Consider the following 26,167-nt stretch of genomic DNA (forward strand, 5'->3'; position numbering starts at 1 on the left):
ATGCGTTGGCCCTGGCGCGCCGAAAAAAACGGGCGCCAGGGTTTTCGATTCGGTCAACAGCGCATGTTTGCGCCGTTGGCGTCGTAAATCGGTGCGCCAAGCACCTCGGCGTCGTGGAACTCGCCGAGGATCTCCACCTGTAGCGTGGTGCCGGGTGTGGCACAGTCCGTAGCGACATAACCCATTGCCATCGACCGCCCCGCGCGATGGGCATAGCCACCGGACGAGATATAACCCACCGCCTTGCCGTCTTTCAGAATCGCCTCGTCATTCGACACGTCGATGCCTTCGACATCGATGGTCATTGTCACCAGCTTCTGCTTTGCTCCGGCCTTCCGCGCCGTAAGAGTGGCCTCTTTGCCGACGAAATCCTTGTTCCAGTTGATGAAGGCATCCATGCCGGATTCGACGGCATTAAAATCCGGGCGGAATTCCAGTGTCCAGACGCCCCAGCCCTTTTCCAGCCGCATCGACATCAGTGCCCGGGCGCCATACCAGCGATAGCCCAGATCGGCGCCGGCTTCCTCGATCGCTTCGGCAAGACGCAGCAGGTATTGGGGTTTGCAATAGATCTCGTATCCCAGTTCGCCGGAAAAGCTGATCCGGTTCAGGATCACCGGCACACCGGCCACGAATGTCTGGCGCAGATCACGGAACTTGAGCGCCTCGGCGCTCACGTCATCGCGGGTGATCCGCTGCAAAAGCTCCCGAGATTTGGGACCAGACAGGGCAATTCCGTGCCAGTCATCGCTGACATTGGCGTAAGTGACATCGTCCGGCAGGTCCTTCTCGAACCAGCGGCGGTGCGCCTCCTGCATCGCGCCCGAACCGAACAACATGAAGTGATCGTCGGCCAGGCAAGCCACGGTCAAATCCCCGTAAAGTCGCCCCTTGGGCGTCAGCATCGGTGTCAGCGTCAGGCGACCGGGTTTGGGCACATACCCCGCAAGGATGCGGTCCAGATAGATCCGCGCGCCCGCGCCCTTGAACTCGTGCTTGGCAAAGTTGGCGATTTCGATACCACCCACGGCCTGTTGAACGGCCTTGACCTCGCGCGCGACATAGTCGTGTGACCGGTTGCGTTCGAATGTCGGCTCCTCATGGGCATCGTCCGGGCCATCGGCGAACCACAAAGCGTTTTCCAGACCAAAGCCTTGGCCCATCCGTGCGCCCTTGGCGACCAGCCGGTCATAAAGCGCGGTGGTTTTCTGCATCCGGCCCTTGGGCAGGGTTTCGTTGGGAAAGGTCATCACGAAGCGGCGTTCGTAGTTTTCCGAGGATTTCACGGTGCCCCAGTCGGGTGTCGCAAATTCTCCGAACCGCGCCACGTCCATCGCCCAGACGTCGATCGAGGGTTCGCCGTCGATCATCCATTCAGCCATGGTCAGCCCCACGCCACCGCCCTGACAGAACCCCGCCATGACGCCTACGGCGACCCAGTAGTTTTTCATCCCCGGAACCGGGCCGATCATGGGGTTGCCGTCAGGCCCAAAGGTGAAGGGGCCGTTGATCATGTCCTTGATGCCGGCCTCTCCGATTGTCGGAATACGCTCGAACGACATCTCCAGCCGGTCGGCTATCCGGTCAAGATCGGGCTGCAACAACTCATGGCCGAAATCCCAGGGCGTGCCGTCGACCTTCCACGGCGTCGATTTGGGCTCATAGGTTCCCAGCAGCATGCCCTGCCGCTCCTGCCGGAAATAGATGTTGGCCTCGTAATCGATACCGGCGGGCAGGCGCCCGGCTTCGCCCATGCTTTCCATCCGCTCGGCGATAAGCGGGATCTTTTCGGTGATCAGATAGTGATGCTCCATCGGCTGCACCGGAAGATGGATGCCCGACATATGCCCGACCTCACGCGCCCAAAGCCCGCCGCAGTTGACCACATATTCCGCGTTGATCTGCCCCTTGGGTGTGGTCAGGTCCCACGACCCGTCCGGTCGCTGCGACATGGCGGTCACGGCGCAATGGGTGAAATACTGCGCCCCGTGCACGCGGGCGGATTTGGCAAAGGCATAGGTAGCGCCGGAAGGGTCCAGATCGCCGTCCTGATCGTCCCACAATGCGGCATAGTAGTGCTTTGGGTCGATGAGCGGGTGGCGCTCGGCCAGTTCACTGGGCGAGATGAATTCCTGATGAAGCCCCATATAACGGGCCTTCGAGCGCTCGCGCTTGAGGTAGTCGTACCACTCCTTGGTCGATGCGGCATAGAATCCGCCGGTGATATGCAGGCCGACACTGTGGCCGCTGGTCTCTTCGATCTCCTTGTAAAGATCGATGGTATAGCTTTGCAGGCGGCTGATGTTGGGGTCCGAACTGATCGTGTGGATCTGTCCCGCAGCGTGCCACGAACTGCCCGAAGTCAGCTCATCGCGTTCCAGAAGAACCACGTCTTTCCAGCCGAACTTGGCCAGGTGAAACAGGATCGAGCAGCCCACGACGCCGCCGCCGATCACAACGACTTTGGCATGAGAGGGGAGCGGTTTGCCTGTGGCGGTTTCGTCTTTTTGAATCTCGGGCATGGTTTGGTCCTCAGTTGAGCGGCAGGCGGCGGAAGCGGCCGGGCATTGCAGGGTCATGGAAATGGTCAAGCGGTCCGTTCTCGACCAGGTGAGTGTGCCAGTGGTTCAGGGCGTCGCGGTCCAGCGTCACGCCCAGTCCGGGGCCTTCGGGCACCCGGACGGTGTTGTTCGTCTGCCGGAACGGCCCGCCCTCGATCACGTCGCCCACCTGCCAGCGGAACAGCGATTGCGACGGCTCGGTGATCCATGGCATGGCGGCAGACATATGCAGGTATCCGGCGGTGGCGATGCCTGCGTCCCCGGAGTAGCACCAGAACCCCACACCCATCGCCTCGCAGGCACCGATGAAGCGCACCGCGCGGCCAATCCCGCCCAGAACGGCAAAGTTGGTGACGATGAAATCGGGCGCACCCAGCGCCACCGCGCGGCGGATATCCGGCACATGGGTTGAAATCGGGATGGTGAAGTGCCGCCTCAACTCGGCCATTTCCTCGAACGTGGCAACTGGGTCTTCGTAATTGCGGATGTCGTAGGGTTCGATTTCCCGAAACACCCGCATCGCGGTGGGCAGCGACCATTGCATGTTGCTGTCGAGCCTGATCATCGCCTCAGACCCCAAGGCGGCGCGCATCGCCTTGACGGTGTCAATCTCCAGTTTCGGGTCACCCAGAATGAGCTTGCCCTCGAACATGGTGGAGCCGTGCTCCTCGCGCATGCGCATGCAATAGTCCGAAATTGCCTCGGGCGTCATTTCGCCGCCATCGCGAAAGCCGAAATACTCGGTAAAGGGGATGTCCTTGCGCACCGCCCCGCCCAGCAGGCGATATAGCGGCTCGCCAGCCACCTTGCCGCGCAGATCCCAAAGCGCAATCTCGATCGCGCCAAAGGCCTTGACCACCGAACTGTCATCGGTGTTCTGCACGATCTGCCAGGGCGGCACGCAGAGGCTCTCGCACCCGGCAATGTCCAGTGCGTCTGCGCCGATCAACCTCTCGCCCATGGCGCGGATGGTCTCTACCACATCTACCGACGGTGCCTCGCCCAGACCGACCAGCCCTTGATCGGTTTCAACCTCGATGATCGTTTTCGACGTTCCCGGATAATGCCCGCCAGTCCACCACATCGGCTTTTCCAGCGGGATGTTGACGGGAGTGGCACGCAGTCCGGTGATCTTAATACCAGGCATCGGGCAGCTCTTCCTTCCGTTTCTCGACAAAAGCTTCCAGTTCTTCACGCTTGGCGGCGTCCAATGGCGGTTCCTGATAGGTGTTCAACATGGCCTTCCAGCGCTTAAAGGCGCGCAGACGCATGTCTTCGGACCCGCCCTCTTCCCAGCTCTCGACGTTCTCGCTGTTGCTGAGTCCGGGCTCGTAGAATGCGGTCTGATAGTGGCGCATCGTGTGGGCGCAGCCCAGGAAATGACCGCCAGGTTGAACCTCGTCATAGGCGTCACGCGCCAGCGCGTTGTCGGACACATCAAGGCCCTGATCCAGCACCTTCTGATACCCGCCCAGACGGTCTGCATCCATCACCAGTTTTTCGAACCCGGTGCACAGCCCGCCCTCCAGCCAACCAGCCGAATGCAGTACAAAATTGGCACCGGCCAGCATCGTTGAATGCATGGAATCGGCGCTTTCATAGGCGGCTTGCGCATCCTCGATCTTGGATGCCGTCAGCGACCCCCCGCAACGCAAGGGCAACCCGGCGCGGCGGGCCAGTTGGCCGATGGCATAATTGGACATCACCGGCTCGGGCATCCCGAAGGTCGGCGCGCCGGATTTCAGCGACATCGACGACAAAAAGTTGCCCAGCACGAAGGGCGCGCCGGGGCGGAGCAGTTGCACATAGGCACAGACCATCATCGCCTCGGCCATCGCCTGCGCCACCGAGGCGGCGGTGCTGACCGGCCCCATCGCCCCCGACAGGATGAAGGGCACCACGACCAAACCCTGCCCGCGCGTGGAATAGACCCGCGCCGCCTCGGTCACCACCTTGTCGACCAGTAGGGGCGAGTTGGTGTTGACGTTGCCCATGATGACGCAGTTTTGCTCCATCACGTCGGCGCCAAAGACGATCTCGGCCATGTCGATGCTGTCTTGTGCGCGGCTCATTTCGGTGATGGCCCCCAGATGCGGCTTGTCCGACAGGGTCATGTGGGCCAGCAGCATGTCGAGGTGCCGCTTGCTGACCGGCACGTCGCAGGGTTCGCAGGTGACGAAGCCGCCGTGATGCAGGTTCGGATGCAAATAGGTCAGGCGTACAAGATCGCGGAACGCCGCCATGTCGCCGTATCGCCGCCCGCCCTCGAGATCACGAACGAAAGGCGCGCCATAGACCGGAGCGAAGACCTGATTTGCACCACCAATGGTGACCGAGCGCTCAGGGTTTCGGGCAAGCTGGGTGAATTCGCGGGGCGCCTTGGCGCAAAGCGACCGAATCCAGTCGGCCGGGGCGCGCACGATATCACCGTTGACCATTGCACCCTCGCGTTGCCACAGCCACAGCGCCTCGGGATCGTCGCGAAAGGCGATGCCGACCTCCTGCAGCAACCAGTCTACCTGCGATTCCAACCGGGATATCTGGTCTTCATCCAGTGGATCGAAAAAGGGCAGGGTTCTGCGCACAAAGGGAGACACCAGACCGGAATTCGCCTCTGCTCCGCGTACGCGCGTCTGCCGGGAACGTCTCGCCATATCTGCGCCTCCATCTGTTTCAGGGAATGATAGCGATGTGAATTCACCTTGTGACGCTTGAAAACATGAATGCTTTGGATAATTTGAAATTATGCAAGAACTCTGGAAACTGCTCTCTTCACCCCGCCATCTGGTCGTCTTTGAAGCGGCGGCGCGGCTGAATTCCTTTACCAGGGCCGCGCAGGAGCTGAACGTTCAGCAACCGGCGGTCAGCGCCTCGATCCGCCAGCTCGAAGACAGTCTTGGCGTTGCCCTGTTCACCCGAAGCCACCGCAAGGTTTCCCTGACCGCCGCAGGCGAGCGGCTGCGCGCAGACGTCACCCGTGCGTTCGAGCAGCTGTCCCATTCGGCCTCGGCAATTCAACAGCTGTCGCGGCCCGACTACGTGACCCTCAACGCCTCCACCGCTTTCAACAACTACTGGATCATTCCGCGCCTCGCCGACCTGCAATACCGGCACCCGCAGATCGACCTGCGCTTGCAATCCAGCGACCGCGAACCCGATATCGATACGGAAAACATCAGCCTTGCGGTGCGGCGCGGAACCGGCGACTGGCCGGGATGCGAAAGCGCCCTGATCGCCGAAGAGGTCATCTATCCCGTTGCCTCCACCCGGACAATGGCCGCCGCCGTCGACCTCAGAAACCTTGCGGGGCTGCTGCACCAGCCGTTGATTCATCTTGAAGAGCCGGTGCGTGACCGGCCCAGCTGGCGCGACTGGTTCGTGCAATTCGGCATTCACGAGGTCGTCCCCAAGGGTGGCCTGCGCCTGAACGATTACGCCCTGGTAATTCAGGCCGCGATGGCCGGCGAAGGTTTTGCCTTTGGCTGGAAACACTTGACCGACCGCCTGATCGACCAGGGCCTGCTTTCGGGGCGGAAAGAATGGAAATGGCGCACCGGCCAGGGATTCTATCTTGTCTGGTCACTCGGCCGCCCGCTGACGCATGAAGCGGTCCTGGTGCGTGACTGGATTCTGTCCCACCGTCAGTTATCCGAAGACGGATAGGACAGACCCATCTTGGACCGCCGCGCTATTTGCGCCGAAGCCCTATGGGCTGGCCGATCTGCCGCGCGGGCTCCAGCCCCTTGTGATCTTCAACCATCCGCGCCAGTCGCGTGACGGCCCAGTCCGGATAGGGGCAGGACCGCCCGGTTTCGTGGCTCACGTTGATGAACACGCCCTCCTGAGTGGCACAAAGCGCGTCATCCTCCTCCGCGAACATCTGGCCGAAGTAATGCCCCCGCTTACCATCGGCGTCGAGCAGCCGGAACCGATAATAGAACCGCTCGCCCTCGCGCACCTCGCGCAGGAAATGCACGTGCGACTGGATCATGTAAGGGCCTTCTCCCGTGGCTTCGACCTGTGGGCCTCCCAGACCCAGATGCGCAACCATCATCTCTTCGAGCCCCTCGTCGAAGGCGACGCCGTAATAGCCCACGTTCATGTGGCCGTTATAGTCGATCCACTCCGGCTTGACCGTGTACCCCCGCACCTCGACCGGTGCGGGATAAGGGCCGTCATGGCCCGCTGGTGGCACTGATTTCACTGGCATTGCCTGCCCTCCCCCTATTCCTCAAAAATCGCGACCGCCCGTGTAAACCCCGCCGAGGCGCCCTTGATCTTGAAGGGAAAGCAGGAAATCTCGAACCCGGTGGGCGGCAGGTTTTCGAGATTGGCAAGCTTTTCCATGTGGCAGTACCCTATGTCCATCGAGGAGCGGTGCCCCTCCCAGATGATCGAGGGATCGCCCGTGCGCGCATATTCCCGCGCAGTCAGAGGGAAGGGCGCGTCCCAGCTCCACGCGTCGGTGCCGGTCACCCGCACGCCCCGTTCGGTCAGGTACAGCGTCGCCTCGCGCCCCATGCCGCAGCCCTTGAGCAGATAGTCGGGCTGGCCATAATGCGCCCCGGCCGAGGTGTTGACCACCACGATATCCAGGGGTTGCAGCTTGTGGCCGATCCGCTCCAGCTCTGCCGCTACATCCGCGGCACTCGCCACATAGCCGTCCTCGAAATGGCGGAAATCAAGTTTGACGCCGGGATTGAGGCACCATTCCAGCGGCACTTCGTCGATGGTGATGGCGCGTTCGCCGTTGTTCATCGTGGAATGGTGGTGATAGGGCGCATCCAGATGGGTGCCGTTATGGGTTGCAATGTGCAACCGCTCCACCGCCCAGCCCTCGCCACCCGGCAGATCCTCGCGTGTCAGACCGGGAAAGAACGTCATCACCTGTTCGGCGGTCTGATCGTGGCCAAGGTATTCGATTTCGGGCAACATGATTGACGGGTCCGATACGATGCCGGTCTCCAGCGGTACGGACAGATCGACGAAACGGCGGGGCATCGGACCTCCTTTTTTTGCAATGCTGAGACGGGGACGCTCGCGCCCCGAACAGAGCCAATCGCATCGCAGGTTGTCAACCGGGGCGGGGGCGCGGCCCTCGTCGCGGCCGCCACCGGGGTTTCTATCTGGTTGCACACGTTTTCGCCTATCAGGAGCCCTTCGAGATATCGGCAGATGGACGGGCGAAAATCGACATTTTCAAGGTTTTGTGCCATACTCGCCGAGAAATTGAAGCCAATCGAACCCTTGATAGCGGGGACGAAATGATCTGCAGCAATCTAAAGCGCCTATGCCTTTTGACGATTCCACTTGGCTTTTCGTTGGTATTGATCTGGGCTGACAGAGCCGCTGCCAGAGAACGGGAGTGCTCGCTGGCTTTGGCTTTTGGCCTCGATATTTCCGTCAGTGTCGATGAAGCCGAATACAGGCTCCAGCGCGCGGGGCTGGCCGCAGCCCTCACCGATCCGGTCGTTTCCCGGTTGATCGTCGCTCAACCGGGTGCGGTGGCGATGATTGCCTACGAATGGAGTAGCCATCGTCATCAATCCGTCATCGCCCCTTGGCATATGATTGAAAGCCAGGCGGATTTGTCCCGGTTCGCGGCTGCGATTATCGATGATGCGGGGTATCCGCATTTTTATCCAACCGCGATTGGCCAAGCGGTCGCTTTTGGCCTTTTGGCTCTCGAAGAAAAATCTGAGTGCTATCGTCGGGTTCTCGATATCTCTGGCGACGGCGTAAACAACGACGGATACCCGCCAGAAAGCGCCTACAAGCATTTCCCTGTCGCCGATGTCACCGTAAACGGACTGGTCATTCTGGGCGCCGAACCCGAGATCGTGCGTTACTACGAAACAAGCGTTATTCACGGAACTGGTGCCTTCGTCGAAGTTGCAGGCAGTTTCGCGGATTACGAAAGGGCAATGAAACGCAAACTCCTGCGTGAAGTTCAAGGCCCCTATCTGGCGCAGAAATAGGCTTCCGACTGGAACCTAAATCTAGTCCGCCTCTGCGTACTGTTGGCGTTTACAACATATACAAGTTGGGGTGTTTGACTCATCGCAGATCATTTGAATGAAAAACCGTGTTTCCTGCGTTCCGGGTGCGGCGAATGTCTTACCCGCCGCATACATTCTGCAGCAGCACCCACTCGCGGTCGGGCAGCACCTGTTCGACGGTGCGGCCCGCCATTGGGTCGGCCTCGATCAGGCCAAGAACGGTTTCCCCTGTTACGTCGCGGGCATAGGCATAGGGGGTTGAGGGCAGGGCGGCCTGCCCGAACATTGCCAGAATATCCTCGTCGGCGATGCTGGGCCGGGCCTCGGCCAGAACCTGTTCACCATAATGGTCGAGTGTATCGGGAGTCAGTTCGCCGGTAGTCAGCAATCGAAAGGCTGCCACCGATCCGGCGCGGTCCAGAAGATCGGCCAGCGGATCTGTATGCGCGGCACGGGCGCGTTCGGCCAGAACAAAGCCCGCGGCCACCGCCGGGTCTTCGTGATCTTCGATCAGGGCGCGGTTCAACAGAACAAGACGGCCAGGCAGAAACAGGCTTTCCGCCACGCCGCCGGGCAAAACCACGATCCGGCGCACCCCGGTTCTTTGCGCCAGCCGCTCCAGAACCGGTTGCGCATCCTGCGATGTGCAGGCGCGGCCTGACACCCGTTCTATATGGCGCAGGATGGTTTCCCCTATTTCCTGTCGTTTGATGTCGGGCACCACAGATACGACATGGCGCTGCAACGCCCCGGGCAGCCAGAATATCAGGACAGCCAGAACAGCGAAAAAGACCCCGGCAACACTGGCCCAACGCAACCGACCCGGATGTGGTCGTGCCCGGTCGATGGCGCGCTGCAAGCGGTCGATCGCTTCGATCATCGTGGTTTCCGAGTCGGGCAGTTCGAGCGTTTCACCCGGGTCGCCATCGGGGTTGTAGATCGCTGGAAATTCACCCGGGTTCTGCCGCTCCAGCGCGGCCAGGGACCAGTGCGTCAGGGCGGTGTCCTTGAAATCCGAAATCGTCAGCGTCGCTTCGCCGATCGAGACCAGCACCTCGCGCCGTTGCTCCTCGGGCGAGGGTCGCCACAGACCGGTGGCTTCGATCCGCTCATACTGTTTCAGCGCCGTCATTCGGATGGTTTATGCTCGTCATTGTTTTCTGTAACCCTAGCATGGGAAAATCGGGCACGGCAAACGAGTAGAGCGGTTGATTGGCCATTTTCGCCGGAAACATCCGAAACCGGCATCGAATGTCGCTGAGATTTCAGAGCGCTGGCGGTCTGAACGGTAAGAGAGGGGAATGCAGACAGGTCCAAAAACCGCGCCGGTGGCGGCGTCGATATTGATGGTTGCCGCGATGGCGATCATTGGTGTGATCGACAATTTCGTCGTACGCGTGGCCGAGACCATCGGGCTTTGGCAATTCCACTTCACCCGCGCGCTGGTGATGCTGCCGCTGATTGGCGGGCTGTCCCTGTTGGGGTTGGGCCATATGCGACCCATACGCCCGAACATGGTCGTCTTGCGCAGCATCCTGATGGCGCTGGCGATGCTGTTCTATTTCAGCGCGCTGGCCTTCATGCCCATTGCGCAGGCGCTGGCGGGGTTGTTCACCTCACCCATCTTTGTGCTGTTGATCTCGTCCCTGGGACTGGGGCAGCGGATCGGGCCATGGCGCATTCTGGCAGTGCTGACCGGATTTGCGGGAATTCTGTTCGTGTTGCAGCCCGATCCGGATGCCTTTGATCTCAAGGTTTTGATCCCGGTTGCGGGAGGCCTTTTCTATGCCATGTCGGTGATCGTCACCCGCAGTTATTGTGCCGGCGAAAGCACGGTTGTTTTGTTGGGGGCGTTGGCGATCACTTTGGGAACCGCAGGCGCGCTGGGCCTGATCGGGTTTGCGTTGTTTCCGGTGGAACCAGCGGCCGGCCCTGCGGGCTTCGTGATGCGGGGATGGGTCTGGCCCATGACGGACGCAGTGCCATGGGTTGTCACGCAGGCGGTGGGCGCGTCGGTGGCGGTTTTCATGCTGATCAAGGCCTATCAGTTGGGCGAGCCTTCTTATGTGTCGGTCTTCGAGTATTCCATCATGATCTTCGGCCCGCTTTTTGCATGGGTTGCTTTCGGGCAGACCCTCGGCGCCTATCAGATTCTGGGCGTGGCCCTGATCGCTACCGCCGGGATCATCATAGCCCTGCGTTCGGGTTGAGGCTTCAGCTTGGCCATCAACCGGGATAGCGTAACCGCATGATCATCTCGACCGGCCGTTCCTATGTCTTTGTCCATATTCCCAAAACCGGCGGGACCTCTCTGGCGCTGGCGCTGGAGAACCGGGCGATGAAGGATGATATTCTGCTGGGTGACACGCCCAAGGCCAAAAAACGCCGCAAGCGGGTCAAGGGCGTGCAAAGCCGGGGACGGTTGTGGAAACATTCGACACTGTCCGATATCGATGGCCTGATATCGCCAGAGGTCCTGAGCGGGCTTTTTGCCTTTACCCTTGTGCGCAACCCGTGGGACCGGGTCGTCAGCTACTACCACTGGTTGAGAGAGCAGGAGTTCGACCACCCGGCGGTGTCCTTGGCAAAAAAGCTGGAGTTCGAACCCTTTGTCCTGCACCCCCATACTCTGGCCTCGTTCCGCAACAGCCCGGCGCGCTCCTATATGCTGCGCGCCGATGGAAAGGAACAATGCGCGGCCTATATTCGGCTTGAGCATTTCGCCGAGGATGCCGGGTCGCTGATCCTGCATCTGGGATTTCAGGTCGAGATGCCGCACCTCAACCGTTCGGAGCGCGGGGCCGACTATCGCCGGTATTACTCATCGGATACCGTGGACGCGGTCGCCGAAGCCTGCGGCGAGGATATCGCCCGGTTCGGATACCGGTTCGAATGACCGGCGCGCCGATGCGCGCCGGTCTGGATTGTCAGGCTGCTTTGGCTTCGGGGTTGAACCGGCCATAGAAGCTTTGCCCCTTTTGCGCCATCTCGCGCAGCAGAGGCGGGCAGGTGAACCGTTCGCCATATTCGGCTGCCAGCTGGTCGCAGCGTTCGGCGGCATAGGGCGTGCCGATGATGTCGAGCCAGCTGAGCGGCCCGCCGGACCACGGCGCAAAGCCCCAGCCCAGAATGGCGCCAACGTCGCCTTCGCGGATGTCCTCCAGCACGCCTTCTTCCAGCGCGCGCACCGCTTCCAGAACTTGCGCGAACATCAGGCGTTCCTGAACTTCGATCAGATCAGGCTGATCCTCGGCCAGCGGGTATTTCTCGGCCATTCCCTTCCAGTATCCGACGCGCTTGCCCTTGTCGTCATAGTCGAAGAAGCCCGCATTCGCCTTGCGCCCCAGACGGCCCAAACCTTCCATCCAGAAGATCAGGTCATCGCCCGGATTGTCGGGGTAGGCATGGCCCATTGCCGCCTTGGTCGCCCGCGCGATCTTGGCCCCCAGATCGATCGAAGTTTCGTCGTTGAGCTGGATCGGCCCGACGGGGAAGCCCAGTTGCCGCGCCGCATTGTCGATTAGCACAGGGCTGACACCCTCTGTGATCATCCGCAGGCCTTCGTTGATGTAGGGAATGATACAGCGGTTGGCGTAGAAAAAGCGCGCGTCGTTGACCACGATCGGCGTCTTGCGGATCTGACGGACATAGTCCAGCGCCTTGGCCACAGCCCGGTCGCCGGTTTTCTTGCCCTTGATGATCTCGACCAGGAACATCTTTTCCACCGGCGAGAAGAAGTGGATGCCGATGAACTGTTCGGGCCGCACCGATGCCTCGGCCAAGCCGGTGATCGGCAGCGTTGAGGTGTTCGAGGCAAAGATGCAGTCTTCGGGAATGATCGCCTCGACCTTCCGGGTCATCTCGGCCTTGACCTTGGGGTCTTCGAACACCGCCTCGATGATCAGGTCGCAACCCTTCAGCGCGTCCAGATCAGGGGTCGCGTTGATCAGGCCCAGCATCGCTTCTTTCTTGTCTGCCGTGACCTTGCCACGCTTGATGCCCTTGTCGAGGTAACTTTCGGAATAGGCCTTGCCCTTGTCGGCGGCGGGCTGATCGCGGTCGATCAGCACAACCTGCATTCCGGCCTGTGCGCTGACCAGCGCGATGCCCGCACCCATCATGCCCGCGCCCAGAACGCCGACCTTTTTGACACGCTGATCCGGCACGTCCTTGGGCCGCACGGCGCCTTTTTCCAGCGCTTCCTTGTTCAGGAACAGCGACCGGATCATCGCGGACGAAGATGGGTTCATCAGGATCGAGGTGAAATGCCGTGCCTCGATCCGCAGGGCGGTATCAAAATCGACCAGCGCGCCTTCGTAGATCGCGCTCAGCAACGCCTTGGCGGCAGGAAATGCGCCTTGGGTCTTGCCGTTCACCATCGCGCTTGCACCGACAAAGGTCATGAACCCCGCCGGGTGATAAGGCGCGCCGCCGGGCATCTTGTAGCCCTTGGCATCCCACGGTTTCACCAGATCGGCCTCCCTGGCGTTCAGCACCCATTCCTTGGCCGCCGCCACCGGATCGTCCGCCACCGCGTCGATCAGCTGCGCTCCCTTGGCCTTGGCCGGCTCCAACATCTTGCCTTCGAGCAGCACCGGGGCTGCCGCCATCGCGCCCACCATGCGGCTGAAACGAGTGGTGCCGCCGCCGCCGGGGAAGATGCCCAGAAGAATCTCGGGCAGGCCGATCCTGGATTTCGGATTGCTGGTCATCACCCGGTGGTGACAGGCCAGCGCGATTTCTGTGCCAATGCCCGCGCAGGTGCCATTGATGGCGCAGGCCACCGGCTTGCCGCCTTTTTTGGTCTTGGTGTCCATGCCAGCCAGTTCCAGCTTGCGCAGGATGTGGTGGCCACCCATGACGAAATCGAACAGCGCTTGGGCCGGTTCCTCCCCCGCTTCCTGCCGGATCGTAGCCAATGTATTCAGGTCCATCCCGCCGGCGAAAGTACCTTCCTTGCCGCTGGTGATGACGATGCCTTTGACCGCATCGTCGGCCAGTGCCTTATCGACCAGCGCGCTCACCAGTTCAAAGGCGTCGCGGGTCATCACGTTCATGGATTTGCCCTGGGCGTCCCAGGTGATGAAGGCGACGCCGTCCGCGTCGGTGGTCAGAGTGAAATCAGTCATTTTCTTGGTCTCCTGCTCCGCCGCTTACACGCGTTCGATAATGGTTGCCGCACCCATGCCGGATGCGATGCAGAGCGTCGCCAGACCGGTTTCCTTGTCCTGCCGCTCCAGCTCGTCAAGCAATGTGCCGATGATCATCGCGCCGGTTGCGCCCAGCGGGTGACCCATGGCGATCGAGCCGCCGTTGACGTTCACCTTGCCGGGGTCCACGTCAAAGGCCTGCTGGAACCGCAGCACGACAGAGGCAAAGGCCTCGTTCACCTCGAACAGGTCCAGATCGCCGATGACCATGCCGTTTTCGGCCAGGATCTTTTCGGTCACCGGTACCGGGCCGGTCAGCATGATGGTCGGGTCGGTGCCGATCTTGGCGGTTGCCTTGATGCGCGCGCGCGGCTTCAGGCCGTATTTCTCGCCGAATTCCTTGTTGCCGATCAGAACAGCCGCAGCCCCATCCACGATGCCCGAGCTGTTGCCCGCGTGGTGGATGTGGTTGATCCGCTCGATATGTGGGTATTTCAGCATCGCCACCTTGTCGAAGCCCGGCATCTGTTCGCCCATCATCGCGAAAGAGGGGTTAAGCGCGCCAAGGCTTTGCATGTCGGTGCCGGGGCGCATGTATTCGTCGCGATCCAGAATGGTCAGGCCGTTCTGATCCCGGACGGTGATGACCGATTTTTCGAACCGGTTTTCTTCCCAGGCGACCGCCGCGCGGCGCTGCGACTCGACTGCCAATGCGTCGGCATCGTCGCGGCTGAATCCGTATTCCGTGGCGATGAGGTCGGCCGAGATGCCCTGCGGCACGAAATAGGTCTCCATCGCGAGGCTGGGATCAACGGCGATCGCCGCGCCGTCGCTGCCCATGGCCACGCGGCCCATCATCTCGACGCCACCGGCGATATAGGCATCGCCCGCGCCGCCCTTGACCTGATTGGCGGCGAGATTCACCGCCTCCATGCCGGAGGCGCAAAACCGGTTGATCGCCAGACCGGGGATCGATTGGTCCAGATCCGAAGCCAAGACCGCCGAACGCGCCAGACAGCCGCCTTGTTCCATCACCTGGGTGACATTGCCCCAGATCACGTCCTCGACCGCGTGGCCTTCCAGGTTGTTGCGTTCCTTCACTGCGTTCAAAGTCAGCGCGCTGAGGCGCACCGAGGTCACCTCGTGCAGGCTGCCATCCTTGCGGCCCTTGCCGCGCGGCGTGCGCAGGGCGTCATAGATATAGGCTTCGGTCATGTGTTTCTCCTCAAGCGCGATCCGACGGGTTGCCGGGCATCAGGTCATAGGGTGCTTTCCAGCCGGGCTGTTCGGAAAGCCGGGTCAGCCAGGCGTCAATATGGGGCCAGTCTGCACGGTTGAATCCAAAAGACTCGGGGTAATAGAGGTAGCCGCAACAGCTCAGGTCTGCGTTGGTCACGCTGTCCCCAACGATCCAGTCGCGGCCTTCAAGGTGGGCGTTCAACACATTGTAAGCGGCCTTGAGCCGCCCCTGGTTGAAAGCGATCACATTCGGGTCGCGGTGCTGTTCGGGCAGGAAATGGATCAGGAACCGGGTCAGGCCCGCCATCGAGCTGAGCTTGTGATTGTCCCACAGCACCCATCGCAGGATGTCATAGTTCTCCTCGCGGGTCTTACCTCCGAACCTGCCGGATTTCTCGGTCACATAGGCCTGGATGCAGCCCGACTGGCTGGTTCGAAAATCGCCGTCGATCAAAACCGGCGCCTCGCCCATCTCGTTGACAGTGGCGCGGTATTCCGGCGTGCGGGTCTCGCCGCCGAAAAAGTCGACGAATACCGGCTCCCACTCGAGCCCTGACATTTCCAACGCCAGCGCTGCTTTGTAGGAATTGCCGCTTTCTCCGAAGCAATGAAGTTTTATAACCATTTCAACGCTCTCCCTATGGCGATAAGTATTCCGATGATGAACAAAACAGCCAAGCAACCTGCGGCCCAAAGCAACGCGAAACCAAGCTGATATCCAGTGAAGACACCTGAATAGACAAACTCGCCAACCTGTGTGCCGAACAATGTACAATCGGGGACTCCGGCGGCTGTGACGTCATGGCAGTCAGCTATTTTTGCAACTCCAACGGTAATCGCGAGTTTTCCAAGAACCAAAACTAATGGCCCGAGAACAACCGCCACCAAAGTCAGGATTAATTTCACCGCTTGCGCTCCTCCAGTTCCGCGTTGAACAGCCGCAAGCGGTGGATCATGTTTTCCTCGTCGACTACGCTGTTGAAATTCTCGAACAGAAACGACAGCGCCTCGCCCTCGTCCAGACCTGACTGTTTCGCAAACTGTTTCAGCTTGCGGTAGGCGTCTTCCGTCATGGCGACGGGGAAGCGGCGGGTCAGGCGAAAGCGTTTCGGCATGTCTCTTTCTTCAGTGATTGGGCCGGCGGGGCGGACCCCGCCGCAATACTCAGAAATTTGCGGCCTCCAACGCCATGACCGTGTCAGCGCCCGACTGGATGCGCGCCAGGTGCGTGGCGGTCATGGGCAGGCGGCGCGCCATGTAATAGCGCCCGGTCGCGATCTTCGTCTCGTAGAACGCGGCGTCAGAAGCACCTGCGGCCAGTTGTGACGCCGCGGCCTTGGCCATTCGCGCCCACATCAGGCCCAGGCAGACATGGCCGAACATGTGCATGAAGTCATAAGAGCCCGCCAACGCGTTATTGGGGTTCTTCATGCCGTTTTGCATGAAATACATTCCCGCGGCCTGCAGATCCTTGGATGCAGCCTTCAGCGGCTCGATAAACGCCTTGTCATAGGATTCGTCCTGCCCTGCGTTCTCCTTGCAGAAGGTTTTGACCATCTCGAAGAAGGCCATCACGTGCTTACCGCCGTCCTGCGCCAGTTTTCGACCCACGAGGTCCAAAGCCTGAACGCCGTTGGCCCCCTCGTAAATCATCGCGATCCGGGCATCGCGGGTATATTGCGACATGCCCCATTCCTCGATGTAGCCATGGCCGCCATAAACCTGCTGCGCCTGTACGGTCATGTCATAGCCCTGGTCGGTCAGGAAACCCTTGATGACCGGCGTCAGCAACGAGATCAGCCCATCTGCGTCCTTGTCCTGTGCGCGATGCGCCTTGTCGATCATCGTGGCGCCCCACAGGATGAACGCGCGCGCACCTTCGGTGAAACTCTTCTGATCCATCAGGTTGCGGCGGATGTCCGGGTGCACGATCAGCGGATCGGCCGGACCGTCCGGGTTCTTCACCCCGGTCACGTCGCGGCCCTGCAGGCGGTCCTTGGCGTATTCCAGGGCATTCTGGAATGCAGCTTCCGCCTGGGACAACCCCTGCATGCCCACGCCCAGACGCGCTTCGTTCATCATGGTGAACATGGCGCGCATGCCCTTGTGCTCTTCGCCCAGCAACCAACCGGTTGCGGCGTCATAGTTCATGACGCAGGTCGAGTTTCCGTGGATGCCCATCTTTTCCTCGATCTTGCCGACCGAGACGCCGTTGCGCTCGCCCAGGCTGCCGTCGTCGTTGACAAGGAATTTAGGCACGATGAAAAGCGACACGCCCTTGATGCCCTCGGGGCCGCCGGGAACTTTCGCCAGCACCAGATGGATGATGTTGTCAGCCATGTCGTGGTCGCCGGACGAGATGAAGATCTTTTGCCCGGTGATCTTGTAGCTGCCGTCGCCCTGCGGTTCCGCCTTGGTGCGCATCAGACCCAGATCTGTGCCGCAATGCGGCTCGGTCAGGTTCATGGTGCCCGTCCATTCACAGGCAACCATGTTGGGCAGGTATTTGTTCTTCTGCTCATCGGTCCCATGCGCCAGAATGGCCGAGGCCGCGCCGTGGGTCAGGCCCTGATACATCACGAACGCCTGGTTCGCGGCGGAAAACATCTCGCCCACGGCAGTGCCCAGAACATAAGGCATGTTCTGTCCGCCGTATTCCTCGGGCATGTCCAGCCCGGTCCAACCGCCTTCCTTCATCTGCTCGAAGGCTTCCTTGAACCCCGTCGGGGTGTAGACGATGCCGTTTTCCAGTCGACACCCTTCGGCATCGCCCACCACGTTCAGCGGGTGCAGCACATTGGTCGCGATCTTGCCTGCCTCGTCCAGAACCGCACCGGTAAATTCAGGTTCCAGGTCCGAATAGCCGGGGACGTCCGAGGCGGAAACGTTCAGGACATCATGCAGGATGAATTGCGTATCCTTGGTTGGGGCGTTGTAGACGGGCATGGAAGGCTCCCAATTGTTTCAATTTTCTGAGGGGCGGGGTAGGCGTTACTCGGCCGCCTTCTTTTCTTCTTTCATCGAGGCGATGACCTTTTCGCCCCATTTCAGTTGCTCTTTCAGGTCTTCGATGGCCTGGGTCAGCTCGTCTCGGCGCAACTCCATGTCAGCAAGCCGGTCACAGGCGATCTCATAGGTGCGGGTCAGCTGTGTCAGTTGCTGGTCGCCGGCGTGATACAGGTCCAGAAGTTGCCGGATTTCTTCGAGGCTGAAGCCGAAACGCTTGCCGCGCAGGATGAGTTTCAGTCGGGCGCGGTCGCGTTTGGTGAACAGCCGTTTTTGACCTTCGCGGATCGGGAACAGCAGTTCCTTGGCCTCGTAGAACCGCAAGGTGCGAGGGGTCACGTCATAGGTCTCGCACATCTCGCGAATGGTCATCAGTTCTTCATTCATGTCTCAATCTCTCAAATCACGTACCTGGTGATATCGAGTTGGCCGGGTGTCGGGCGATTTACAACATGCAATTGACGTTTACGTAAGCTAGACGCTGCGTCACTTTTTTGGTGACGTAAGATCAATTCGCGTCAGGCATCTTGCGGGAAATTTTATTTCCGCAACGTCAACCTGAAGGGGGCAAAATCGCCTTTCATTGGCGTTGTATGACGAACGTAGAAAATGGGACTGTGTCACGCTCGATCCTCCACTCGATACATGCGCCATGCTTGGCGGTCTGCCCATATTCTGGCAACGGGTATCGTGCTCGGATGACGATGAAGTGAGAGACGGAGAGCGCCCCGTCAGGCCAGACTATTGGCGGTCTGGTCACGCAGTCGCTTCAACTCGTCCATCGCCTCGTCAAGCTGTTCGCGCTGCTGGCGCAACTCTTCCATCTGACGATCGGCCATTTCGATGAAGGCTGACATCTGCGCCTGATTGCCCTCGTCCTCATAGATCAAGAGCCATTGGCGAATCTCTTCCAGCGGGAAGCCGAACTTGCGCCCGCGCAAAATCAGCTTCATCCGGGCGCGTTCCCGCGCGCCATAAAATCGCGAACGCCCTTCGCGGTCTGGCTGCAGCAGTTCAATATACTCGTAATAGCGCAGCGTGCGCGGCGTTACGTCGAATTCCGCGCACATCTCTTTGAATGACAAACGGGTGTCGGACATTCTGTTTCTCCTCGCCCGGCAACCTATGGTGTCGTTTCGTCATGCGCAACAGGCGGTCTTGCTCTTTGATGTCGCAGCGGCCCATAAAGGGGCACTCAACAGCAGGACCCAAGCCTATGGTCGACAAAACAAAACTCGCTCGCCAGTTCATCGAGGCCATCCCGCACGCCAAGGCGCTGGGGCTGGAGCTTGATCATATCGGTGCCGGTGAGGCCGAGATATCGATGCCCTACAACGAAGACCTGATCGGTGATCCGCGCACCGGGGTGATTCATGGCGGGGCAGTATCGGCCATGCTGGATACCTGCTGCGGCGCCGCAGTGATGAGCCATCCCTCCGCCCCCGGCGGCACCGCGACGATCGACTTGCGCATAGACTACATGCGCGCCGCGACGCCGGGCCAACGAATTTCGACGCGCGCGACCTGTTATCACATCACCCGCAACGTTGCCTTTGTCCGCGCAACCGCCACCGACGACGATCAGGACCAACCTGTCGCCACCGCCTCGGGCGCCTTTACCGTGGAGGGCCGCTGATATGGCGCGCGCCCGTCCCGAACCGATGCAGGTGGTCAAGCAGCGCCGCGATGCCGCACTCAAGGCGCTGGTCGAAGGCGTGCCCTATATCCGCTTTCTCAACATCAGTTTCGACCGTCGCGGGGACGAGCTGACCGGGGTTCTGAATTTCGACGAAAAACACATCGGCAATCCGTTCCTGCCGGCCATCCACGGTGGCGTGACGGCGGCCTTCCTTGAGGTGACGGCGGTGATCACGCTCAGCTGGTCGCACCTGTTTCCCAGGATCGAAAGCGGCGAGATCGATCCGGAAGAGATATTGACCGACGACAATATGCGCTTTCCCAAGACCATCGACTTTACCGTCGACTACCTGCGCTCGGGCCTGCCGCGCGACGCCTATGCGCGCGCATTCATCAGCCGTTCGGGCCGTCGTTACGCCTCGGTCCGGGTCGAGGCGTGGCAGGACCACCATTCAAAGATGTTCGCCCAGGCGACCGGCCATTTCCTGATGCCACAACCGCGATCCGAAAAAGCCTGACCCGCCATGAAGGACGCCTCGGCACCCATCACACATCGGCGGGTGCTGAAAATTGCCCTGCCCATCGTGCTGTCCAACGCAACGGTTCCGATCCTCGGGGCCGTCGATACCGGCGTGGTGGGGCAGATGGGGCAGGCCGCCCCCATCGGCGCGGTCGGGATCGGCGCGGTGATCCTCGCCACGATCTATTGGGTGTTCGGCTTTTTACGCATGGGCACCACCGGCCTTGCCGCGCAGGCGCGCGGATCGGGCGATATGGCCGAGACCGGTGCGCTGCTGACGCGCGGCCTGCTTCTGGCTTTCGCGGCGGGGCTGGTTTTCATCGTTGCGCAAGCCGCCTTGTTCTGGGGCGCTTTCGCACTGGCCCCCGCCAGCGCCGAGGTCGAGGCGCTGACCCGCACCTATCTGGAGATTCGCATCTGGGGTGCGCCCGCCACCATCGCGCTTTATGCCGTCACCGGCTGGCTGATCGCCATCGAGAAAACGCGCGGTGTCTTCGTTCTGCAAATCTGGATGAATGGTCTCAACATTGCTCTAGACCTGTGGTTCGTTCTGGGGCTGGGCTGGGGGGTTGAAGGCGTGGCCACCGCGACCCTGATCGCCGAATGGACCGGCCTCGCGCTGGGCTTGTGGCTGTGCCGCGAGGCTTTCGCCGGTGAACAGTGGCACGACTGGGCCCGCATCTTTGACGCCACCCGCCTGCGCCGCATGTTGCAGGTGAATGCCGACATCATGGTGCGCTCGGTATTGCTGACCGGGGCGTTCACCACTTTTCTGTTCGTCGGCGCTGATCTGGGCGACGTCAACCTCGCCGCCAATCAGGTGTTGCTGCAGTTTCTGGAAATCACCGCCTTTGCGCTTGACGGTTTTGCTTTTTCCGCCGAGGCGCTGGTGGGCAGTGCTGTTGGCGCAAAGGATCGCTATCAGCTGCGACGTGCCGGGATCATCGCCTCGCAATGGGGGGTGGGCGGCGCGCTCGTATTGGGAGCAGTGTTCTTTGTTGCGGGTCCGCTGATTATCGACATCATGACCACGTCACCCGACGTGCGTCTGGGCGCGCGTGACTATCTGATCTGGGCGGCGCTGGCACCGGTTCTGGGCGTCGCCAGTTGGATGTTCGATGGCATTTATATCGGCGCGACATGGACTCGCGACATGAGAATCGCAATGATCCAGTCGGTCATCATCTACGTTCTGGCGTTGTTTCTTCTGGTGCCCACGCTCGGCAACCACGGACTCTGGGCGGCGCTGATGGTGCTCAACATCGCCCGCGGTCTGACGCTGGGCCTGCGCTATCCGCGGCTGGAGGCGCAGGTGGCATGACTGTCCGACACGCAGACACACGGATGTCAGGGAAGGAACAGAGGGGATGAGATTCATTTCAGGTTTCAACGGGCGGGAACAGCAGATTGCCACGCTGTTTCAGGACACCTTCACCGCCTCGGAGGGGGAAGGGGAGGGCCGGATCATCGGTGCGTTGGTTGCCGAACTACTGGCAACAACTCCCAAGAACGACCTTTATGTATTTTCCGCCTATGCGGGCGAGGTGCTGGTTGGCTGCATCTGTATTTCACGGCTGCTCTATGCGCAGGATTCAAGGGCGGTGTTCATTCTGTCCCCCGTGGCGGTCAGGACGGACCAGCAACAGAAAGGCATCGGCCAACAGTTGATCGCGCATGGGCTGGATCAGTTGCGTCTCAGCGGCGTCGACTATGTCACAACCTACGGCGATCCCGGTTACTATTCCCGGGTCGGGTTTCAGCAGATCACCGAGGATTTTGCAAAGGCCCCGCTGAAATTGAACCATCCGCATGGCTGGCTGGGACAGCCGTTGTCGTCAAAAGATGCGACGCCCCTGTCAGGGCCATCCCAATGCGTGCCGGCGCTGCACAAACCCGAATTGTGGTGAACGGCCGGGTCAATGCGCGACGCCCGGCAGTGGTGGCCGGTGCGGCAATTTCTCGGGGTTTCGCATGATATAGATCCAGTCGATCAGCCCGTCCCGATTGACCGTCAGCGTAAACACCATGTCATCTGCGCCGCCGTCCAGAACCGCCAGTGCAGGCGCGCCGTTGGCCCTGACCGTCCTGACATCGACACGCCCGACCTGTTTCGATGCGATCGACAGCAATACCTGCGCCACTTCGTCCCGGCCCGCCAATGGGCGGAACGCGGCGCGCACTTTGCCGCCGCCATCGCTGATTGCGGTGACATCGGCGGACATCAGCGATAAGACCGTGGCGCGATCCTGCGCCGCGACAGCCTGGGAAAACCGGGCCAGCATCGTGGCCGTTTCTTGTGGCTCGACCTTAAACCTCGGCCCTGCCGATTTCACCTTTTTCCCGGCGCGGCTGACCAGTTGACGGCAGGCTGCCTCGGATTTGTCCAGGACCTGTGCCAGTTCTTCGTAGTCGGCGTCAAAGACCTGTTTCAGCACGAATGCCGCGCGCTCCTCGGGGGTCAGCCGCTCCATCGCCCATAGCAACGCCAGTTCGCAATCCTGTGCCAGAGACAGATGGTCTTCGCTGCTGGCGCTCGCATCGCGCACCAGCGGTTCAGGCAACCACGGTCCGACATAGACCTCGCGCCGGTGCCGGGCCGACCGCAGCGCATCAATGGCCAACCGCATCGTCGTGGTGTGCAGCCAGCCGGCAGGATTGCCGATGGTGTCGCCTGTGATGTCGGACCAGCGCAGCCAGACCTCCTGCACGACGTCTTCGGCCGCGGCGCGTTCGCCCAGCATCCGGTAGGCCAGCGCCATCAGGCGCGGGCGTTCCTGTTCGAACCGGTCAAGTCGTGTCTTTGTCATCGGGCCGACCGTATTACAGGATGCAGTGTCTTGCCGAGTGAGATTTTCTGGCACGTCTGCCCGTGGCCCAACCCCCGTTTCATGACCGGATAGGCCCGGCCGGACGCCGCGGCATAAGTCGCCGCAATCACCGCCCTTTCGCCATGTCGCTTTCTGATTTCCAGTTGCAGGTCGTCCGCCTCGGGCAAGTCGGCGATCACGGCTTCGGCAAAACGGAACCCTAGACCAGCTTCGCCCGCGGCGTCAAAGTTGCGTGACAGGCATGCCGCAATGTGATCGGACGGTACGCCCGATTTCAGGGCAAAACCTGCGACAAGCTGCGCGCAAGGCCCGCAATCGCCGTCCAGCGTCGATGCCAACAGCGCACCGGCCCAGATTTGCGGGGCGGGTCCTGTCATTCCGCTGAACAATGACAGGCCGAAGTAGCGAAGTGCAGCACCGGGCCAAACTTCCGCGACCTGCCGCATATAGCTGGCGTCATAGTCATTGTCCTTTTCGAACTTGCTCAACATCCTGTTCAGGATAGCTCTGATCATGCCGGAACCTCCTTGAGGCGCTGTGCGAAGGCCAGGGCGACGGCGGCGGGAATGGTATTGGCAGCTATGTCGAACAAAACCGTGGCGCTGTCAGGCGATGCATGGTGGCCCCATGAGGCGACGTGAAATGCGGCATGCAAGGATAGGAATGCCGCGCCAAGCACTACGAGCGTCCGGTCGCCACGGCGCGCGCCAAGAAACAGACCGGTCGCGCTGACGAAAAAAGCAAAGCCGATATCCCGGGCAAAATGGTCGTTGAAAGGCCCGGTGGACGAGACGCCAGGAACCGAGCGATAGAATTCAGCAGGTGCAATGACCAGACCGGCGGCCAACAGCAAGAAATAGGCCGCCAATCCGACGAGGATGGATTTTGTCATAGATGTCTCCCTTCGCCTTTATGACGAAACAGGAGCACTGTTTGTGACCGCGACGAGCAAAAAAAACCGACAGAGCTTGTGCGATGGGACCCGCCGGGCTCCAGGTCGACCTAGGTAAGGTCCAGCAAAGCCTCGGGCGGGCGACCGATCGCGGCCTTGCCGTTACACAACGCGATGGGGCGTTCGATCAGGATCGGATGGGCGGCCATAGCGGCCAGCAGAACCTCATCTGCGTCCGTTTTCGACAGCTCAAGCTCCTTGAACACCTTCTCGCCGGTGCGCATCATCTCTACCGCGCGAAGCCCCAGCGCGGCTTGGGCCGCCTTCAACTCCTCGAGGCTGGGAGCATCCTCTAGGTACTTGCGCACGGTGATCGTTGCGCCGCGCTCTTGCAAAAGCGCCAGTCCCGCGCGGGATTTCGAACAACGGGGATTGTGCCAATATTCGATCACAGCCAGTCCTCTCTTTTGCTGCCCACAGCCTGCGCCACAGTGTCTAACCCGTCGCGCTTCAGCAAGTCGTCCAGCCCGTGCGCTATATCGGCGGCCAGCGACAAACCGCCATAAACCATCGCGGTATAGAATTGAACCGCCGAGGCACCCGCGCAGATCTTGGCATAGGCCTGTTCGGCGGTGCTGATGCCGCCAACCCCGATCAGCGGCAGGCTGCCTTCGGTCAATTGGCTGAGACGAGCCAGAACCCGCGTGGATTTTTCGAACAAGGGCGCACCCGACAAGCCGCCTGCCTCGCCCTTGTGGACACTTCGCAAACCATCGCGCGACAGGGTGGTGTTGGTGGCAATCACCCCATCCACTCCGGTTTCGCGCGCCACATCGGCAATGTCCTGTAATTCGTCGTCTGTCAGGTCCGGCGCGATCTTCAGAAACACCGGCAAACGCTGCGGCAGGCCGTCGCGGGTTTCGATCACACCGGACAGCAGCGCCCCCAATGCCGCCTTGCCCTGCAAATCACGCAGCTTTTCTGTATTGGGGGACGAGACGTTGACCGTGGCGAAATCAAGGTATTCGGCGCATCGTGCCAGCACCTTGGCGAAATCGCTAGGCCGGTCGTCGCTGTCCTTGTTGGCGCCGAGGTTCAGACCGATCACCGCATCTTTGGGACGCCCCGCCAGCCGCTTGGCCATGACCTCCATGCCGTCATTGTTGAAACCGAACCGGTTGATTGCCGCGCGATCCTCGCTTAGCCGGAAGAGTCGTGGTTTGGGGTTGCCGGGTTGCGGGCGCGGGGTGACCGCGCCAACCTCGATAAACCCGAACCCGGCGCGCGAAAGCGGCCCCAGGACCTCGCCGTTCTTGTCGAACCCGGCCGCCAGCCCAACAGGGTTCGGCAGGTCAAGACCGGCGACGGTGGTACGCAACCGGGGTGAAGTCACAGGCCCCGGCGCGGGCGCCAGCCCCATCTTCAGGGCTCTTATGGACAGCCCGTGCGCCGCTTCCGGATCCATCCGGTGCAGGGCGGCCAACCCCAGTTTTTCGATCATCTTCATCCGAATGTCTTTCCACTTTGGGCCGGGGCGCAGCGGATCAGGCGCGAGGTTGCCAACGCCGCCTGCCGGTGCACCACGGCCTGCCTGTAAACCGGATCGGTCACCATCTCAAGAAACGTGTGTGCCGTAGGATAGCGAGCAACGAACACCTCGTCCCAAGCCTCTTCCTGAGGTCCGATCAGAACGGATTGAAACGCCCCGCGCCAGACGATCGCGGCCCCGAGCCGCGCAATGATCGGCGCGGTTTCGGCCCCGTACCTTTGGTACGCCTCGGCCCCGGTCAACCCCGCGCCCGCCAGTTCGTGACCTTCGGGGTAAATCGCCCTGTCGCGAAATTTCACAAGGTTCAGCATTTCGATGGGGTGATCACGGTCAAGTGCCTTGAAGGCCTCGAACTGCTCCCGCTCGGGATCGACATACCCGCTCATACCATCTCATCCGGAAAGCGGTGCTGCCCGTCCACCAGCGGCAGCGGCTTGGCCCAGACTACGTCCGACAGCCGCAAGTTGCGGTAAAGATGAGGAAACAATGCACCGCCGCGTGACACTTCCCATTTCAGCGCATCGCCCATCGCGTCGCCATCGCAGGCCAGCACGGTCAGCCCATCGGCCCCCGCAAAATGCTTGACGGCGGTCTCGGCAGCCTGTTCGGCGGTCGAGAAATGAACGAACCCGTCGGCCACATCGACCGGCGCGCCAGTGGTCTCGCCCTGCGTCTGTAATACGGCCCATTCGTCCGCCCGGAAAATCTTGTAGATCAGCATAACGCCCAGATGCCTCGGGGCCGGGGCAATATCAAGCCGCAATTCCCCCTACGTCGCCTGCACA

General features: G+C 61.0%; 29 protein-coding genes. 8 read left to right on the forward strand and 21 right to left on the reverse strand.

Annotated features, from left to right (window positions below; genetic code table 11):
• Positions 1–53: 53 nt before the first annotated feature.
• The 3 genes from ACR0LZ_RS17530 to ACR0LZ_RS17540 are packed head-to-tail and all read right to left on the reverse strand — an operon-like array spanning position 54 to position 5,215.
• Positions 54–2,522 (reverse strand): GcvT family protein, encoded by a 2,469-nt coding sequence (locus ACR0LZ_RS17530; RefSeq protein WP_480751208.1) that lies wholly within the window; start codon positions 2,520–2,522, stop codon positions 54–56.
• Positions 2,523–2,532: 10 nt separating this feature from the next.
• Positions 2,533–3,708 (reverse strand): mandelate racemase/muconate lactonizing enzyme family protein, encoded by a 1,176-nt coding sequence (locus ACR0LZ_RS17535; protein ID WP_480751210.1) that lies wholly within the window; start codon positions 3,706–3,708, stop codon positions 2,533–2,535.
• Positions 3,695–5,215, reverse strand: a complete 1,521-nt coding sequence (locus ACR0LZ_RS17540) for a trimethylamine methyltransferase family protein (protein ID WP_480751212.1) — start codon at positions 5,213–5,215, stop codon at positions 3,695–3,697. Before ACR0LZ_RS17540 ends, ACR0LZ_RS17535 begins: the two co-directional genes overlap by 14 nt.
• A gap of 91 nt (positions 5,216–5,306) precedes the next feature.
• Between ACR0LZ_RS17540 and ACR0LZ_RS17545 the strand changes: the two genes are divergently transcribed.
• On the forward strand, positions 5,307–6,224 hold the full coding sequence (locus tag ACR0LZ_RS17545; protein ID WP_480751214.1) for a LysR substrate-binding domain-containing protein: 918 nt from the start codon (positions 5,307–5,309) through the stop codon (positions 6,222–6,224).
• A gap of 25 nt (positions 6,225–6,249) precedes the next feature.
• Here the strand turns inward: ACR0LZ_RS17545 and ACR0LZ_RS17550 are convergent, their stop codons facing one another.
• A complete protein-coding gene (locus ACR0LZ_RS17550) occupies positions 6,250–6,771 on the reverse strand; it encodes a thioesterase family protein (RefSeq protein WP_480751215.1) in 522 nt (173 codons plus the stop codon).
• Positions 6,772–6,785: 14 nt separating this feature from the next.
• Entirely contained in the window at positions 6,786–7,562 is a 777-nt protein-coding gene (locus ACR0LZ_RS17555) for a cyclase family protein (RefSeq protein WP_480751217.1), read from the reverse strand.
• 263 nt (positions 7,563–7,825) lie between these two features.
• Between ACR0LZ_RS17555 and ACR0LZ_RS17560 the strand changes: the two genes are divergently transcribed.
• A complete protein-coding gene (locus ACR0LZ_RS17560) occupies positions 7,826–8,539 on the forward strand; it encodes a DUF1194 domain-containing protein (protein WP_480751219.1) in 714 nt (237 codons plus the stop codon).
• Positions 8,540–8,678: 139 nt separating this feature from the next.
• Here the strand turns inward: ACR0LZ_RS17560 and ACR0LZ_RS17565 are convergent, their stop codons facing one another.
• Positions 8,679–9,692: a hypothetical protein gene (locus tag ACR0LZ_RS17565; protein ID WP_480751221.1), complete on the reverse strand. Its 1,014-nt coding sequence runs from the start codon at positions 9,690–9,692 to the stop codon at positions 8,679–8,681.
• Positions 9,693–9,861: 169 nt separating this feature from the next.
• On the opposite strand from ACR0LZ_RS17565, the gene ACR0LZ_RS17570 reads away from it, so the two are divergent.
• The gene (locus ACR0LZ_RS17570) at positions 9,862–10,770 is read left to right on the forward strand and encodes a DMT family transporter (protein WP_480751223.1); all 909 of its coding nucleotides are present in this window, start codon (positions 9,862–9,864) and stop codon (positions 10,768–10,770) included.
• A 38-nt stretch (positions 10,771–10,808) separates the two neighbouring features.
• Positions 10,809–11,456 carry a sulfotransferase family 2 domain-containing protein gene (locus ACR0LZ_RS17575; RefSeq protein ID WP_480751224.1) on the forward strand — a complete coding sequence of 216 codons (648 nt, stop codon included), beginning with the start codon at positions 10,809–10,811 and terminating at the stop codon, positions 11,454–11,456.
• Positions 11,457–11,487: 31 nt separating this feature from the next.
• Here ACR0LZ_RS17575 and ACR0LZ_RS17580 read toward each other — a convergent pair whose 3' ends face one another.
• From ACR0LZ_RS17580 to ACR0LZ_RS17615, 8 genes are all read right to left on the reverse strand, one after another.
• Complete coding sequence (locus tag ACR0LZ_RS17580) at positions 11,488–13,689, reverse strand: 3-hydroxyacyl-CoA dehydrogenase NAD-binding domain-containing protein (RefSeq protein WP_480751226.1); 2,202 nt, start codon at positions 13,687–13,689, stop codon at positions 11,488–11,490.
• A gap of 24 nt (positions 13,690–13,713) precedes the next feature.
• Positions 13,714–14,925 (reverse strand): acetyl-CoA C-acetyltransferase, encoded by a 1,212-nt coding sequence (locus ACR0LZ_RS17585; RefSeq protein WP_480751228.1) that lies wholly within the window; start codon positions 14,923–14,925, stop codon positions 13,714–13,716.
• Between the two features lie 10 nt (positions 14,926–14,935).
• On the reverse strand, positions 14,936–15,574 hold the full coding sequence (locus tag ACR0LZ_RS17590; RefSeq protein WP_480751229.1) for a glutathione S-transferase family protein: 639 nt from the start codon (positions 15,572–15,574) through the stop codon (positions 14,936–14,938).
• Positions 15,565–15,855: a hypothetical protein gene (locus tag ACR0LZ_RS17595; protein WP_480751231.1), complete on the reverse strand. Its 291-nt coding sequence runs from the start codon at positions 15,853–15,855 to the stop codon at positions 15,565–15,567. The genes ACR0LZ_RS17590 and ACR0LZ_RS17595 overlap by 10 nt, the downstream gene beginning before the upstream one ends.
• Positions 15,852–16,064 (reverse strand): hypothetical protein, encoded by a 213-nt coding sequence (locus tag ACR0LZ_RS17600; RefSeq protein ID WP_480751233.1) that lies wholly within the window; start codon positions 16,062–16,064, stop codon positions 15,852–15,854. The genes ACR0LZ_RS17595 and ACR0LZ_RS17600 overlap by 4 nt, the downstream gene beginning before the upstream one ends.
• Before the next feature lie 49 nt (positions 16,065–16,113).
• Positions 16,114–17,895: an acyl-CoA dehydrogenase C-terminal domain-containing protein gene (locus tag ACR0LZ_RS17605; protein ID WP_480751235.1), complete on the reverse strand. Its 1,782-nt coding sequence runs from the start codon at positions 17,893–17,895 to the stop codon at positions 16,114–16,116.
• Between the two features lie 45 nt (positions 17,896–17,940).
• Positions 17,941–18,342: a MerR family transcriptional regulator gene (locus ACR0LZ_RS17610; protein ID WP_480751236.1), complete on the reverse strand. Its 402-nt coding sequence runs from the start codon at positions 18,340–18,342 to the stop codon at positions 17,941–17,943.
• Between the two features lie 344 nt (positions 18,343–18,686).
• Complete coding sequence (locus tag ACR0LZ_RS17615; protein WP_480751237.1) at positions 18,687–19,055, reverse strand: MerR family transcriptional regulator; 369 nt, start codon at positions 19,053–19,055, stop codon at positions 18,687–18,689.
• Between the two features lie 116 nt (positions 19,056–19,171).
• On the opposite strand from ACR0LZ_RS17615, the gene ACR0LZ_RS17620 reads away from it, so the two are divergent.
• From ACR0LZ_RS17620 to ACR0LZ_RS17635, 4 genes are read left to right on the forward strand one after another with little or no spacing between them, the layout of a single operon-like run.
• Positions 19,172–19,591, forward strand: coding sequence for a PaaI family thioesterase (locus ACR0LZ_RS17620; protein ID WP_480751238.1), 420 nt, complete (start codon positions 19,172–19,174; stop codon positions 19,589–19,591).
• A gap of 1 nt (position 19,592) precedes the next feature.
• On the forward strand, positions 19,593–20,111 hold the full coding sequence (locus ACR0LZ_RS17625; RefSeq protein WP_480751239.1) for a PaaI family thioesterase: 519 nt from the start codon (positions 19,593–19,595) through the stop codon (positions 20,109–20,111).
• 6 nt (positions 20,112–20,117) lie between these two features.
• Entirely contained in the window at positions 20,118–21,434 is a 1,317-nt protein-coding gene (locus tag ACR0LZ_RS17630; protein WP_480751241.1) for an MATE family efflux transporter, read from the forward strand.
• 46 nt (positions 21,435–21,480) lie between these two features.
• Entirely contained in the window at positions 21,481–22,020 is a 540-nt protein-coding gene (locus ACR0LZ_RS17635) for a GNAT family N-acetyltransferase (RefSeq protein WP_480751243.1), read from the forward strand.
• Positions 22,021–22,029: 9 nt separating this feature from the next.
• On the opposite strand, the gene sigJ is transcribed toward ACR0LZ_RS17635, so the two are convergent.
• From sigJ to ACR0LZ_RS17670, 7 genes are all read right to left on the reverse strand, one after another.
• Entirely contained in the window at positions 22,030–22,920 is an 891-nt protein-coding gene (gene sigJ / locus ACR0LZ_RS17640; protein WP_480751245.1) for an RNA polymerase sigma factor SigJ, read from the reverse strand.
• Positions 22,917–23,456: a hypothetical protein gene (locus tag ACR0LZ_RS17645; RefSeq protein ID WP_480751246.1), complete on the reverse strand. Its 540-nt coding sequence runs from the start codon at positions 23,454–23,456 to the stop codon at positions 22,917–22,919. Before ACR0LZ_RS17645 ends, sigJ begins: the two co-directional genes overlap by 4 nt.
• Positions 23,453–23,833 (reverse strand): hypothetical protein, encoded by a 381-nt coding sequence (locus tag ACR0LZ_RS17650; RefSeq protein ID WP_480751248.1) that lies wholly within the window; start codon positions 23,831–23,833, stop codon positions 23,453–23,455. Before ACR0LZ_RS17650 ends, ACR0LZ_RS17645 begins: the two co-directional genes overlap by 4 nt.
• Before the next feature lie 110 nt (positions 23,834–23,943).
• The gene (gene arsC, locus ACR0LZ_RS17655; RefSeq protein ID WP_480751249.1) at positions 23,944–24,285 is read right to left on the reverse strand and encodes an arsenate reductase (glutaredoxin); all 342 of its coding nucleotides are present in this window, start codon (positions 24,283–24,285) and stop codon (positions 23,944–23,946) included.
• Complete coding sequence (locus tag ACR0LZ_RS17660) at positions 24,282–25,340, reverse strand: quinone-dependent dihydroorotate dehydrogenase (protein WP_480751251.1); 1,059 nt, start codon at positions 25,338–25,340, stop codon at positions 24,282–24,284. Before ACR0LZ_RS17660 ends, arsC begins: the two co-directional genes overlap by 4 nt.
• Positions 25,337–25,768, reverse strand: a complete 432-nt coding sequence (locus tag ACR0LZ_RS17665) for a DUF1330 domain-containing protein (RefSeq protein ID WP_480751252.1) — start codon at positions 25,766–25,768, stop codon at positions 25,337–25,339. Before ACR0LZ_RS17665 ends, ACR0LZ_RS17660 begins: the two co-directional genes overlap by 4 nt.
• Entirely contained in the window at positions 25,765–26,103 is a 339-nt protein-coding gene (locus ACR0LZ_RS17670; RefSeq protein ID WP_480751324.1) for a DUF952 domain-containing protein, read from the reverse strand. The genes ACR0LZ_RS17665 and ACR0LZ_RS17670 overlap by 4 nt, the downstream gene beginning before the upstream one ends.
• Positions 26,104–26,167 lie beyond the last annotated feature (64 nt).

The sequence above is a fragment of the Ruegeria sp. CI1 genome (genome assembly GCF_056536925.1).